12 protein-coding genes are annotated in these 12,296 nt (G+C 44.1%); all 12 read left to right on the top strand.

All coding sequences use genetic code 11. The features are described from left to right. Nucleotides 1-51: 51 nt before the first annotated feature. Nucleotides 52-1,215, top strand: a complete 1,164-nt coding sequence (locus G636_RS0115150; RefSeq protein ID WP_026508741.1) for a DUF6115 domain-containing protein — start codon at nt 52-54, stop codon at nt 1,213-1,215. A gap of 43 nt (nt 1,216-1,258) precedes the next feature. Beyond that, nucleotides 1,259-2,200 (top strand): hypothetical protein, encoded by a 942-nt coding sequence (locus G636_RS0115145; RefSeq protein ID WP_026508740.1) that lies wholly within the window; start codon nt 1,259-1,261, stop codon nt 2,198-2,200. 230 nt (nt 2,201-2,430) lie between these two features. Then, nucleotides 2,431-3,165, top strand: a complete 735-nt coding sequence (gene rpsB / locus G636_RS0115140) for a 30S ribosomal protein S2 (protein WP_026508739.1) — start codon at nt 2,431-2,433, stop codon at nt 3,163-3,165. Between the two features lie 82 nt (nt 3,166-3,247). Then, a complete protein-coding gene (tsf, locus tag G636_RS0115135; RefSeq protein WP_026508738.1) occupies nt 3,248-4,198 on the top strand; it encodes a translation elongation factor Ts in 951 nt (316 codons plus the stop codon). Nucleotides 4,199-4,596: 398 nt separating this feature from the next. After that, a complete protein-coding gene (locus tag G636_RS18890; RefSeq protein ID WP_051227068.1) occupies nt 4,597-5,418 on the top strand; it encodes a septum site-determining protein MinC in 822 nt (273 codons plus the stop codon). Nucleotides 5,419-5,466: 48 nt separating this feature from the next. After that, nucleotides 5,467-6,249 (top strand): septum site-determining protein MinD, encoded by a 783-nt coding sequence (gene minD / locus G636_RS0115125; RefSeq protein WP_026508737.1) that lies wholly within the window; start codon nt 5,467-5,469, stop codon nt 6,247-6,249. Between the two features lie 39 nt (nt 6,250-6,288). Further along, complete coding sequence (gene minE / locus G636_RS0115120; RefSeq protein WP_026508736.1) at nt 6,289-6,564, top strand: cell division topological specificity factor MinE; 276 nt, start codon at nt 6,289-6,291, stop codon at nt 6,562-6,564. 81 nt (nt 6,565-6,645) lie between these two features. After that, on the top strand, nt 6,646-7,098 hold the full coding sequence (locus G636_RS0115115) for a MarR family winged helix-turn-helix transcriptional regulator (protein WP_026508735.1): 453 nt from the start codon (nt 6,646-6,648) through the stop codon (nt 7,096-7,098). A gap of 97 nt (nt 7,099-7,195) precedes the next feature. Beyond that, nucleotides 7,196-8,041, top strand: a complete 846-nt coding sequence (locus tag G636_RS0115110; protein ID WP_026508734.1) for an adaptor protein MecA — start codon at nt 7,196-7,198, stop codon at nt 8,039-8,041. Nucleotides 8,042-8,311: 270 nt separating this feature from the next. After that, on the top strand, nt 8,312-9,037 hold the full coding sequence (locus G636_RS0115105) for a pseudouridine synthase (RefSeq protein WP_026508733.1): 726 nt from the start codon (nt 8,312-8,314) through the stop codon (nt 9,035-9,037). 95 nt (nt 9,038-9,132) lie between these two features. Continuing rightward, nucleotides 9,133-11,169: an NAD-dependent DNA ligase LigA gene (gene ligA, locus G636_RS0115100; RefSeq protein ID WP_051227067.1), complete on the top strand. Its 2,037-nt coding sequence runs from the start codon at nt 9,133-9,135 to the stop codon at nt 11,167-11,169. Then, entirely contained in the window at nt 11,169-12,140 is a 972-nt protein-coding gene (gene metA / locus G636_RS0115095; RefSeq protein ID WP_026508731.1) for a homoserine O-acetyltransferase MetA, read from the top strand. The genes ligA and metA overlap by 1 nt, the downstream gene beginning before the upstream one ends. Nucleotides 12,141-12,296 lie beyond the last annotated feature (156 nt).

Here is a 12,296-nt window from a genome sequence, read left to right as displayed (position 1 = left end):
CTGCATATGGGTTAAGTGTCTTGCTGCATATGTGGGGCATGGAGGGAGATCATGGGAATCGGAGTGATAATCCTTTTGGTGGCTGGTACTATCCTGATAGTATTGGGCTTTATACTACCCACCGGGGAGGGCCCCGGAACTAATAGGGATGTGGAAGCTGCCGTACAAAGGGCCGTTAAGAAGACTGTGGAAGAATCCCAGTCCGACATCAGAAGAAGGATCGATGATACCATCGAGGAATCTCTTTTGAAAACGGAAAGAGGTCTGGATCGCATGACCAATGAAAAAATGGGTGCGATCAGCGAATATGCGGATACGGTAATGGATGACATACATAAGAATCATGATGAAGTGATGTTTATGTATGACATGCTAAATGACAAGCATAAGGATCTAAATGACACAGTAGACCTGGCCAGAAAAACCGGAGAAGAAGCCAGGAAAACTGTCCTTGATGCTGAGCTAACAGCCCGGGAAGCACAAAGGGCCAGCATGATGATAGAAAATGACAGAATAATGTCATCCGGCAGGGGGATCAACAGAGATTCTGAAGGCATCGCACCTCCTGAAGGGGATACTGCAGCAGGCTTTTATGATAGTGCAACGCCTCCCATGTCTTTTCACAATTCCGCAGCAGAGAGCTTTTTTAGCGTATTGGAGCAGGGCAGGAAAAAGGGCAGAAACAGGTCTAATCAGGAGAATTACGAGAAGGCCCTTTATCGTTCGGGAATAGATAATTACAGAGATAATATAGAAGATGGCGGCTCGTTTGCACCTCTGACCCAGGCACCAAGGCTGACAGGAGAGGATCTTGAAGAGAAGCTGGGCAGAGTGTTTGGTACTGTCCCTGAACCCAGGGATAATATGGATGATTTATTTGATGTAAAGGAGATCGCTAAGTCTGCAGACGTGGCCTCTGAAAATGAGGAGTCCGGGAGATCTACGGAGAATATAAGGGAAGGTCAGGTAAAGATAAGCCCTTATGATTTTTCAGAAGTGGATCATTATGTAAGGGGACAAAAGGTAGTGCCTATCAGCCAGGCTGTAAAGCCCGGTAAAATAGAGGAAGAAGACGAACAATATCTTCAAAACAGTACCATTCTTGAAATGCATGATCAGGGAAAGAGTAATATTGCAATAGCCAGAGAATTGGGACTGGGAGTGGGCGAAGTAGGACTTGTAATAGAGCTTTCAAGGAAAAATGTAAGAGCTTGAATCATGGGGGGCGCCTCGCTTAAGTTTATCAGGGAGGTAAGTTATGAAACTAAAATTGTATCTTAGAGGACTTGGTATCGGACTTATCATAGGCGCTCTGGCGCTTATGATCTTTGGCGGAGGGCCCGGAGTTGACAAGAAAAAATCATCTTCAAAAGGAAAAGATATTACGGCATCCGCGGAAAAAGAAAATGACGGCAGCTACGCTGATGCTGTTCCTTTTGGGCAAGGCTGGGCCGTTTCGGACGATAATGAAGACGATAAAGCTGGAAAGGAAAAAGCTCAGGAAGGAGATAAAGCTTCAAAAGAAGGGGCTGATAAGGCAGCTAAAGCGGCAGAAGAAGGGACTGGATCAGTCGCTGCTGCAGGCGAGATCTCTCTGGAGGAAGTGCTCGAAGGCGCTACAGGAAATGAAGACGCAGAAGTAATGGGCGCCATAAAAGTTAAAACTGATGATGAAAATTCTGCTAATGACAGTAAAGATACTGCAGCTGCAAGCGAAGCTGAAGATGGTGAACAGTTTGCTCTTGTAAATAAAAATGATACAGTAGCAGCCGGTGATAGCCCAGGGGCATCTGATGATACTACGATCATCACAAGCTCCGGTCCATCAGATGTGAGCTTGTCCATAGGAGATGATATCGCAGCTGCTACAACTCTGGAAAATGAAGCACCTCCAAAATCAGACGGAGTTGCAGCTGCCAACGGAGATACTGTTGCAGATCAGGGCGGCGTTGATAATACAGCTGTATCTGATGCTGCGACTTCTGCAGCCGGAAGTGTGACTATCACTATAGCAAAGGGTAGCTACTCAGATGCTGTAGCAAGGACCCTTGCAGACAAGGGGCTTGTAGATAACGCAGTGAGCTTTGATAAATATCTTTGCAGGACAGGAATGGACAGAAAGATATCTTCAGGTACATTCTCGATTCCTTCAGGTGCAGACTATTCTACTATCGCTTCTATCATTACAGGCAGAAGATAAGTGTTGCCTGTAAATTTGATTTACTCTATTGCACTTTGTCCCTATCTGTGATAAATTATTAGAGCTGTGGCAATAGGGCCTCAGTCTGCCTATGGGCAGAAATAATCACGTGTGCAAGCAGCTTTCATTGGTGCCGGATGTCCGGTTTGAGAGCGTCTGCTTCGGTGTAACGCCGCCGGAGAGCCACAGACAGCTGCACTCGGAAGACTAACCAAAACGGAGGTAATATCATGAGCGTTGTTACAATGAAGCAGTTACTTGAAGCAGGTGTTCATTTCGGACATCAGACCAGAAGATGGAACCCTAAGATGGCTCCTTACATCTTCACAGAGAGAAACAACATCCACATCATCGACCTTCAGAAATCTGTAGGCAAGGTTGACGAAGCTTACAAGGCTATCTTTGAGATCGCTGAGCAGGGCGGTACAGTTCTGTTCGTAGGTACCAAGAAGCAGGCTCAGGATGCTGTTAAGGACGAAGCACTTCGCTGCGGTATGTACTATGTAAACGAGAGATGGCTGGGCGGCATGCTCACAAACTTCTCTACAATCCAGTCCAGGATCGTAAGAATGAAAGAGATCGAGAGAATGCAGGAAGATGGCACTTTCGATGTTCTTCCCAAGAAGGAAGTTGCTGGTCTTAAGAAGGAGCTTGATAAGCTTCAGAGAAACATCGGCGGTATCCGCGATATGAAGAGAATTCCCGATGCTATCTTCGTAGTAGATCCTAAGAAGGAGCACATCTGCATCCAGGAAGCTCACTCACTGGGTATCACTCTTGTAGGTATCTGTGATACTAACTGCGATCCTGAAGAGCTTGATTACATCATCCCTGGCAACGATGACGCTATCCGCGCTGTTAAGCTGCTGGTTGGCAAGATGGCTGATGCTGTTATCGAAGCAAAGCAGGGTGCTGAGAACGAAGTACCTGCAGCTGAAGAAGCAGTAGCAGAAGATGCTGAGTAATCTATAATATCAGAACTATTATGACCCCGACGGCGGTGACTCCGCCGGGGTCTCTTCAATAAACAGATAAAGGAGAAAAACAATGGCAGCAATTACAGCAGCAATGGTAAAAGAATTACGTGAGTCCACAGGCGCAGGCATGATGGAGTGCAAGAAGGCTCTTGCAGCTTCTGACGGTGATATGGATGCAGCAGTAGAGTTCTTGAGAAAGAACGGACAGGCTAAGGCTGAGAAGAAGGCAAGCCGTATCGCAGCTGAGGGTCTTACTTCTGTAGCAGTTAAGGATGATCAGACAGCTTCTGTTGTAGAAGTTAACTCTGAGACAGACTTCGTAGCAAAGAACGAGAAGTTCCAGGCATTCGTTAATGCAGTAGCTACTCAGGCTGTTAACTCTGATGCAGCTGATCTTGATGGATTCCTTGCAGAAGCTTGGAATGAGGATGCTTCCAAGACAGTTAAGGAAGCTCTTGTTGAGATCACAGCAGTTATTTCTGAGAAGATCGACATTCGTCGTTTCCAGAAGGTTGTTGCTTCCGAAGGTATCGTAGTTCCTTACGTACACGGCGGCGGACGTATCTCTGTTCTGGTAGAAGCTAAGACTGATGTTGTTAACGATGATATCAAAGAGGCTCTGCACAACGTAGCTATGCAGGTAGCAGCTCTGTCTCCCAAGTATGTTGACATGAACGATGTTCCTGAAGATTACAAGGAGCACGAGAAGGAGATCCTTCTTGCTCAGGCTATGAAGGAGAACGAGGAGCTTCCTGAAGAGAAGAGAAAGCCTCAGCAGATCCTTGAGAAGATGCTGGTTGGTAGACTTGGCAAGCAGCTTAAGGAAATCTGCCTCAACGAGCAGGTATATGTTAAGGCTGAAGATGGCAAGCAGACTGTTGGTCAGTACATCGCTCAGGTTGCTAAGGCAAACGGTGCTAATCTCTGCATCAAGAACTTCGTTCGTTTCGAGACAGGCGAAGGTATCGAGAAGAGACAGGACAACTTCGCTGAAGAGGTTATGGCTCAGGTTAACGGCTAATTTGATATCTTATCGGTTAAACTCGCAAACGCTTCGCTTTTTGCTCGTTATAAAATCACTGCTGACGCAGTTCTACGGGTACGGGGCTTATAACCCCGCACCCGTAATCAAGATATTCCCACCACCTAAAGGTGGTGGGTTATCTTGATTATTTTATATATTACGAATTTTGCAATGGGCCGAGGATTATTCCTCGGCTCATTTTTTTGATCATTTGATAATGCAAGTGTTAAACGATGCTATTCCCTGCTGTATTACCTTATTTTTTGTCAATTTATGTATTAGATAGCATTAAAATATTTACTAAATTGTGGAAAAATGTAAGTTTTCCTTTTAAATTGCATCAAATTGAGTTAAAATAGATTTTGCGACATCGTAATTATGAGGTGGGGGAGATAATGGCACAGCCGGTTTCTATAAAAGGTACTAAAAACGGAATCATTCTGGTTCTGGATAAAGATATTCCCTATGAGGAGCTTAGAAGAGATATAGCATCCAAATTTGCTGAGGCTGCTTCATTCCTTGGCAAAAACAAGATGGGGCTTATGGTCAGAGGAAGAAGGCTTAATGACGCCGAGCAGGAAGATCTTTTGGAGATCATAAAGGGCAACTCTGATCTGGACATAGTCTGCATCCTTGATGAAGATCATCCTCTTGATAATGCTTTTGTAAAAGCTGTAAGGAGCACTCCTCATCATGTAGAGACTGTGCAGCCACAGGCTCTTCGTCCTACAGAACTAACTCCTGAAGAAAAGAATAAGCTATTAAGCGAAGCCTATACAGATGCCTATGAAGCTGCTTTTCAGCAGCTGGGCGATGCCAACGCCAGGATACATGTGGGTAACCTCAGGTCCGGCCAGGAGATAGTATCTGAACATTCACTTGTAATATTTGGTGATGTTAATCCCGGAGGTTCAGTAATATCAGCCGGTTCTATATTTGTATTTGGTGCGCTTCATGGTACAGCTTTTGCAGGTGCTACAGGTGATGCCAATGCTTTTGTTATGGCCATGGACTTTAATCCCTTGCAGGTACGTATATCTGATGCTATAGCTGTATCTGATGATAAGAAGACTGTAAAAGAATCAGGTGGACTCCTTTCAAGGCGCAGGAAGAAGGCTGTAGCGGGAGGCCCCGAGGTAGCTTATACCTACCAGGGAGCTATTGCAAGATCTGCTTATGACAGGCAGTTTCTTATGAGTAATAAGTTCTTTAAATGATCAATGAAATATAATAATTTATATTAATATAAGGTGGAGGAATTAAGCATGGGTGAAGTTATTGTTGTTACATCCGGTAAAGGCGGTGTTGGTAAGACTACAACAACTGCGAATGTCGGCATGGGTCTGTCTATGCTGAACAAGAAAGTAGTTCTGGTTGATACCGATATAGGTCTTCGTAACCTGGACGTAGTACTGGGACTTGAGAACCGCATTGTTTACAACCTTGTAGACATTGTTGAAGGCAACTGCAAACTGGCACAGGCTCTTATCAAGGATAAGGATAACAATAACCTCTTTTTGATAGCTGCAGCTCAGCAGAGAGACAAGAATGCTGTTAATGAAGAGCAGATGGTAAAGCTCACGGAAGAGCTTAAGAAGAAATTTGATTATGTTATCGTAGACTGCCCCGCAGGTATCGAGCAGGGCTTCAAGAACGCTATTGCAGGTGCTTCCAAGGCTATCGTTGTTACAACTCCCGAAGTATCAGCAGTACGTGATGCAGACCGTATAATCGGCCTTTTAGAAGCAAATGAGATGAAGGAAGTACAGCTAATCGTCAACAGACTTCGTCCCGATATGGTAAAGCGCGGTGATATGATGAGCGCTGATGATGTGGTGGATGTCCTGGCTGTTAACCTTCTGGGCATTGTTCCTGACGATGAGGAAGTCGTTGTAGCAACTAACAGAGGTGAGCCCCTTGCAGGTAATACCAAGACTATGGCAGGACAGGCATATATGAACATCTGTAGAAGACTGACAGGGGAACAGGTTTCCTTCCTGGATCTTGATTCCAAGAAGGGCTTCTTTAGCAGACTGTTTGGCAAATAATTCAGTGGTACTACCTAATACCGGGAAGGGGGACTATTTATGAAATTTACAGATTTTTTCAAAAAGAAGAGCTCCGGTGAAACAGCTAAGGATCGTCTGAAAATGGTGCTGGTATCAGATCGTACCAACTGCTCACCTGAGATAATGGAGAAGATCAGAAGCGATATTTTAGAAGTGCTCTCCAAATATGCTGAAGTAGATAAGGAAGCCCTTGAACTGAAGATCACCAATGTTGAAACAGATGACAAGGGAACTGAGAGACCTGCACTGTATGCTAATATTCCTATCAGAAATATTCATCATACAGCCAAATAATACTACTTTCGGTCATAATGAGTAGGAGAGCCAAGGCCTCCTACTCACTTTTATCTATAGTATATTGTGAGGAATTAGATGATGGAATTAAATGATAAATATGACAAGCTGAAGCTTGAGAATCAGCTCTGTTTTCCCCTTTATGCATGCTCCAAGGAGATAGTCAGGTCTTATAAAGGGATCCTTGATAAGCTTGATCTGACTTACACTCAGTATATTGCCATGCTGGTCCTTTGGGAAAAGAAGAAGGTCAATGTCAAGACTCTGGGTCAGTCCCTCTTTTTGGATTCAGGAACGTTGACACCTGTTCTGAAAAAGCTGGAATCCAAGGGCTACATCAAGAGAGAACGTAATAGCAAAGATGAGAGAAATCTGGAAGTGACAATCACTCCCGAGGGCGAAAAGCTCAGAGACAAAGCTTTGTCAGTTCCTGATCAGGTTGGCTCTTGCGTAAATCTTTCGGGAGAAGATGCAAGAGAGCTATATAAGCTTCTCTATAAGGTCCTTGATAGCGTAAGGAAGAGCAACGAATAAATTTATGATCAATTATTAAGATTATGTGTTATACTTGTTGCTGTTAATAATATTTTTGGAAAGGTTGGCAGGTAGGGTTAGCTTACCTGATGGATTTATGGAATTTAACAGAATAGATGACAGCAATGTTGAGTGCATCATCACTCAGGATGATATGGAGGAGTTTGGTATCGATATTGAAGACCTCCTGAATCATAAGCCTGAGGGACTTGAATTTATACATGATGTGATAAATAGAGCCCAGGAAGAGGCAGGATTTAAACCTGCAAATGGTATGGCTGTTCCAATGCAGGTCAGTGTAGGTCCTGATAAGACCATCAAGATCATGCTGACAGAGGATCCACAGTCTGCTGCTGAGAATTTTATAAGAGATCTCAAGGAGAAGGCAGGACTGGATATTCCTGAGAATATACTTGAAGAGCTCTCTGATGTTGATGATATGGACCGTTTTAATAAGATCAGCGAGTTCCTGTCAGGACTTGGTGATATTACTATCAAGGCCTTTAAGAAGAGCGGGGATGGATTCTCTGAGCTGAATATAGGCCCTGATAAGAGACGCAGCAGGATTGCCGGGGATGACCATGCTATTCCTGTGAGAAAGTCCAGGATCAATAGTCTTAAGGATGCATTGGACAAGCTTGAAAAGAATGGATTCGTATTTGCTTATGGATCTATGTCTGATGTAATTCGTCATTCCAGACTTTTCGCCGGTATAGCTGTAAGATTTAAGAGCAGTCTCTATCATAATAAGGATAAGGGAGTATATTACCTTAAGTTTGTAAAGGGCAAAGATTCCATGAAGCATTTTGCTACTGTATTCAGGAGCGGATGTGAATTTGGAGAATTTTATGGGGCTAATCCCATAGCCTTGTCCCATCTTGAAGAAAGCAGTGATATTGTGATTGAAGATAAGGCTGTTCAGGTCCTGAGGAAGTTCAAGTAAAAGCATTTGTCAGTAGAGTTGGCAATTTAAGCTTTTGACATCCTGCTCACAATATATAAAATAATCAAGATAACCCACCACCTTTAGGTGGTGGGGATATCTTGATTACGGGTGCGGGGTTATAAGCCCCGTACCCGTAGAACTGCGTCAGCAGTGATTTTATAACGAGCAAAAAGCGATGCGTTTGCGAGTTTAATATACAATTGATATATCAGAATATTACAATTCCACGCAGCAGCTGCGTGGAATTATTTATAAAAAGGTGAATATATGGCTGAAGAGATCAGATTAAATAAATACATAGCAATGTGCGGCATATGCTCCAGGCGTGATGCAGACAAGCTGATCGCATCGGGGAAGGTTACCATCAATGATATGACTGCAGATCCAGGCAGCAAGGTTACAGGGAAGGATACAGTCAAAGTAAATGGCAAGACGGTAAAGCCTGCGACTGTCAAGAAGGTATATGCCTATTATAAGCCTGAAGGTGTGGTCTGCACTGAAAGAGATGATCATGCAGAGCGTAAGGTCATAGATGAACTCCATCTCCCTGAAAGAGTAACTTATGCAGGCAGACTTGATATGAATTCTACGGGCCTTCTCATACTGACCAATGACGGTGACCTGATCAATGCCATGATGAAGGGCTCTAAAGGGCATGAAAAGGAATATTCCGTTCATGTGGACAAGGAAGTAAACGGTTCTTTCCTCAGGCAGATGGCTAATGGAGTATATCTGGAGGAACTGGATGTCACTACCAGAAAATGCTTTGTGACCAAGACAGGAGCCAAGTCTTTTCGTATCACACTGACTCAGGGCCTAAACAGGCAGATAAGGCGAATGTGCAAGGCTCTGGGATATAATGTAAGGAGCCTGAACAGAACAAGAGTAGTAAATATCAAGATAGGTGATATGAAGCCCGGACAGGTAAGGGAGATCACAGGCAGGGAGAAAGCCATCCTTTATGAGAAATGCGGGCTGAAGTATAATAAATAAAGGTTATAGAGTCATATATACAAGGATGTATTATGACATGCTCTGAAGTACAGGGATGTACTTCATTGTCATATATACAAGCGGCGGGGGGAGAAATGTCAGAAGATTATAGCTTAGTATCTATAAATGAGTACCATGACCTGTGTGATACTATCAAATATCACATGGATAAATATTATAATGATGATACGCCTGAGATCAGTGATCATGAGTATGATATGCTCATGCAAAGATTAAAGGCCATAGAAGAAGTGCATCCTGAATATATAAATGACGATTCACCTACGAGGATCATCGGAGGGAGCGTCAAAAGGACTGCAGGCGTAACTGTAGAGCATGATGTTCCCATGCTCTCTATCCAGGATCTCTTTAGCAAGGAAGATGTGCTGGAATGGGTGCATAACGTTAGAAATACTCATTCAGATGCTGTCTTTTGCGTAGAGCAAAAGATTGACGGTCTGTCCATGAGCATCAGATATGATAAGGGAAGGCTTGTACTGGCTGAGACCAGAGGCGACGGCCTTATAGGTGAAGATGTTACTGCCAATGCCCTGGTGATACCTGACGTAGTCAAAAAGCTGGATCTGCCCTTTGATTCACTTGAAGTCAGGGGCGAAGTATATATGACTCATGAGGACTTTGACAGGACCAATGATCGCATGGAAGCCATGGGCAAAAAGCTTTTTGCAAATCCCAGAAACTGCGCAGCAGGGACTCTCAGGCAACTGGATTCATCCATTGTCAAAGAGCGCGGCCTTTCAATGTTTGTCTTTAATATCCAAAGATCCGAACCTGCTATCAGCTCCCATATAGAAGGACAGGAGCTACTTAAGAAGGCAGGCATAGCTACAGCGCCGGTATACAGGTGCGTGACAGATGAAGAGATCCTGTCTGCTATAGATGCCATAGGAGAGTCCAGAGGGGACCTGCCTTATGACATAGACGGAGCTGTGATCAAGATAGACCAGATAGCATACAGAGATGACTTTCCAGCAGGAAGCAAGTATAGCGCAGGCCACGTAGCCTACAAGTATCCTCCTGAGGAAAAGGAAACTGTGATCAGAAGCATAGAGCTCTCTGTAGGAATGACAGGCAGGATCAATCCCACAGCAGTATTTGACCCCATCAGACTCTGCGGTACTACAGTATCCAGAGCCACACTTCACAATCAGGACTTTATAGATGAGCTGGGCATAGGTATCGGCAGGACTGTTATGGTATATAAGTCAGGAGAGATCATACCCAAGATAAGACGGGTTGTTTCTGACAAGAATCCTGCAGATTCCGTGACCTTCAGGATCAGTGACACCTGCCCCGTATGCGGCGGCAGAGTAGTAAGAGAGCCTGACACAGCTGATATGGTATGTCAAAATGATGACTGCCCGGCCAAGCTTGAGAGGCGCATCATCAACTTTGTTGGCAGAGATGCCATGGATATTAAGGGCTTTGGTGAAGAATACATCAGGACCCTTATAGAGCATAAGTATATAAATGATGTAGCTGATATATATTTGCTTAGGAATCACAGAGATGAGCTCATAGAGCAGGGTCTTATAGGCAAGCAAAAGGGTACGGACAATGTACTAAATGCCATAGAGGGTTCAAAAGCAAATGAACCTGCCAGACTCCTTGCAGGGCTCGCTATACCGGGTATAGGCAAGGCGACGGCCAAGAGCCTTATGAAGGTCTATCCGTCCTTAGAGGGGCTAATGGAGGCTTCTGTGGACGAGCTCCTACAGATCAGGGACGTGGGCGAGGCTACAGCAAGAGATCTCTATGATTATTTCCATAAGGATAGTAATATAGCTCTCATGCACAGACTTAAGGAATACGGCCTGAAGTTTGAAGCAGACAAGGTCCAAGCAGGAGATGAGCTAAAGGGCAGGACCTATGTCATAACAGGTAAGCTCCTTAAATTCAAGAACAGGGATGCTCTTGTGGAACTAATAGAATCCAGAGGCGGCACAGTATCAGGCAGTGTATCCTCCAAGACCTACGCGCTTATCAATAATGATGTGACATCAACTTCCGGTAAGAATAAGAAAGCCAGAGATCTTGGAATAGCTATTATCTCTGAGGAGGACCTGCTAAGCGAACTATCGTTTAATCCAGATCAGAAAGGAAATCTATAATGCCTATTAAAATCCAGAATCAGCTGCCTGCCAGAGAGCAGCTGGAAAAAGAAAATATATTCGTTGTAGATGAAGACAGAGCGCTGCATCAGGATATCAGACCCCTGTCCATATGTATACTCAATCTGATGCCCTTAAAGGAGGATACAGAGCTGCAGCTATTGCGCGCGTTGTCAAACACTCCCCTGCAGATTGATATCACCTTTATGAAGGTATCATCACATATAGCAGGTCATACATCGCCCTCTCATCTTAATAATTTCTATAAGTCATATGATGAGCTCAAGGATTATCATTTTGACGGTATGATCATCACAGGAGCACCTGTGGAGAAGTTAAAGTTTGAGGAAGTTGATTATTGGGATGAGCTGTGCAGGATATTTGAATGGTCCAAGACCAATGTAACATCTACTTTCCACATCTGCTGGGGGGCTCAGGCCGGAGTGTATTATCATTTCGGACTGGATAAGATAGAGCTTCCCCAAAAGCTTTTTGGCATATACAGGCATAAAGTGCTCAATCGTAAAGTGCCCCTTATCAGAGGCTTTGATGACATATTCTATATCCCTCACAGCAGGTATACCACTGTGCCCGTGGCGGATATCCATGCCTGCGAGGATCTGGTGGTGCTGGCCGAATCCTATGAAGCAGGAGTAATGCTATGTATGACCAAGGATGGCAAACAGATATTCAGTTTTGGTCATGCAGAATACGACAGGATGACCCTGGATAATGAGTACAGGAGAGATATGGGCAAGAATCTGTCAACGGCTCTGCCCAAGAACTATTATCCCGATGATGAACCTGCCAATAAGCCTCGACTGACCTGGAGAAGCCATTGCAACCTCCTTTATTCCAACTGGCTCAATTACTACGTATATCAGGCTACGCCTTATATGTGGGGCCAGATACTGGACAAGGAAAGGATGGATGCCGCCTCTGAACATTTGACAGTTGAAGTAAGTAAATAATTAGATAACATACAATATTTTGAAAAAGCCTAAGGTATTATGAATAAACGGGATTATGCACAGATGTTTACCAAAAAACGTTTGCGGATTATCTCTTTTTGGCATAAAATAAATATGTGCAGTTATTTATTTAAGCCAAAAACCAAGCATGATACC

The sequence above is a fragment of the Butyrivibrio sp. MC2013 genome, assembly GCF_000424585.1.
Classification (GTDB): domain Bacteria; phylum Bacillota; class Clostridia; order Lachnospirales; family Lachnospiraceae; genus Butyrivibrio.
Note: the sequence above shows the minus strand (reverse complement) of the source record. Positions and strands in the feature narration are given on the sequence as shown.

What these genes read in the sequence shown, in the direction of transcription:
- G636_RS0115150 (WP_026508741.1), top strand. Translation starts at nt 52, where the DNA reads ATGGGAATCGGAGTGATAATCCTTTTGGTGGCTGGTACTATCCTGATA.
- G636_RS0115145 (WP_026508740.1), top strand. Translation starts at nt 1,259, where the DNA reads ATGAAACTAAAATTGTATCTTAGAGGACTTGGTATCGGACTTATCATA.
- rpsB (WP_026508739.1), top strand. Translation starts at nt 2,431, where the DNA reads ATGAGCGTTGTTACAATGAAGCAGTTACTTGAAGCAGGTGTTCATTTC.
- tsf (WP_026508738.1), top strand. Translation starts at nt 3,248, where the DNA reads ATGGCAGCAATTACAGCAGCAATGGTAAAAGAATTACGTGAGTCCACA.
- G636_RS18890 (WP_051227068.1), top strand. Translation starts at nt 4,597, where the DNA reads ATGGCACAGCCGGTTTCTATAAAAGGTACTAAAAACGGAATCATTCTG.
- minD (WP_026508737.1), top strand. Translation starts at nt 5,467, where the DNA reads ATGGGTGAAGTTATTGTTGTTACATCCGGTAAAGGCGGTGTTGGTAAG.
- minE (WP_026508736.1), top strand. Translation starts at nt 6,289, where the DNA reads ATGAAATTTACAGATTTTTTCAAAAAGAAGAGCTCCGGTGAAACAGCT.
- G636_RS0115115 (WP_026508735.1), top strand. Translation starts at nt 6,646, where the DNA reads ATGGAATTAAATGATAAATATGACAAGCTGAAGCTTGAGAATCAGCTC.
- G636_RS0115110 (WP_026508734.1), top strand. Translation starts at nt 7,196, where the DNA reads ATGGAATTTAACAGAATAGATGACAGCAATGTTGAGTGCATCATCACT.
- G636_RS0115105 (WP_026508733.1), top strand. Translation starts at nt 8,312, where the DNA reads ATGGCTGAAGAGATCAGATTAAATAAATACATAGCAATGTGCGGCATA.
- ligA (WP_051227067.1), top strand. Translation starts at nt 9,133, where the DNA reads ATGTCAGAAGATTATAGCTTAGTATCTATAAATGAGTACCATGACCTG.
- metA (WP_026508731.1), top strand. Translation starts at nt 11,169, where the DNA reads ATGCCTATTAAAATCCAGAATCAGCTGCCTGCCAGAGAGCAGCTGGAA.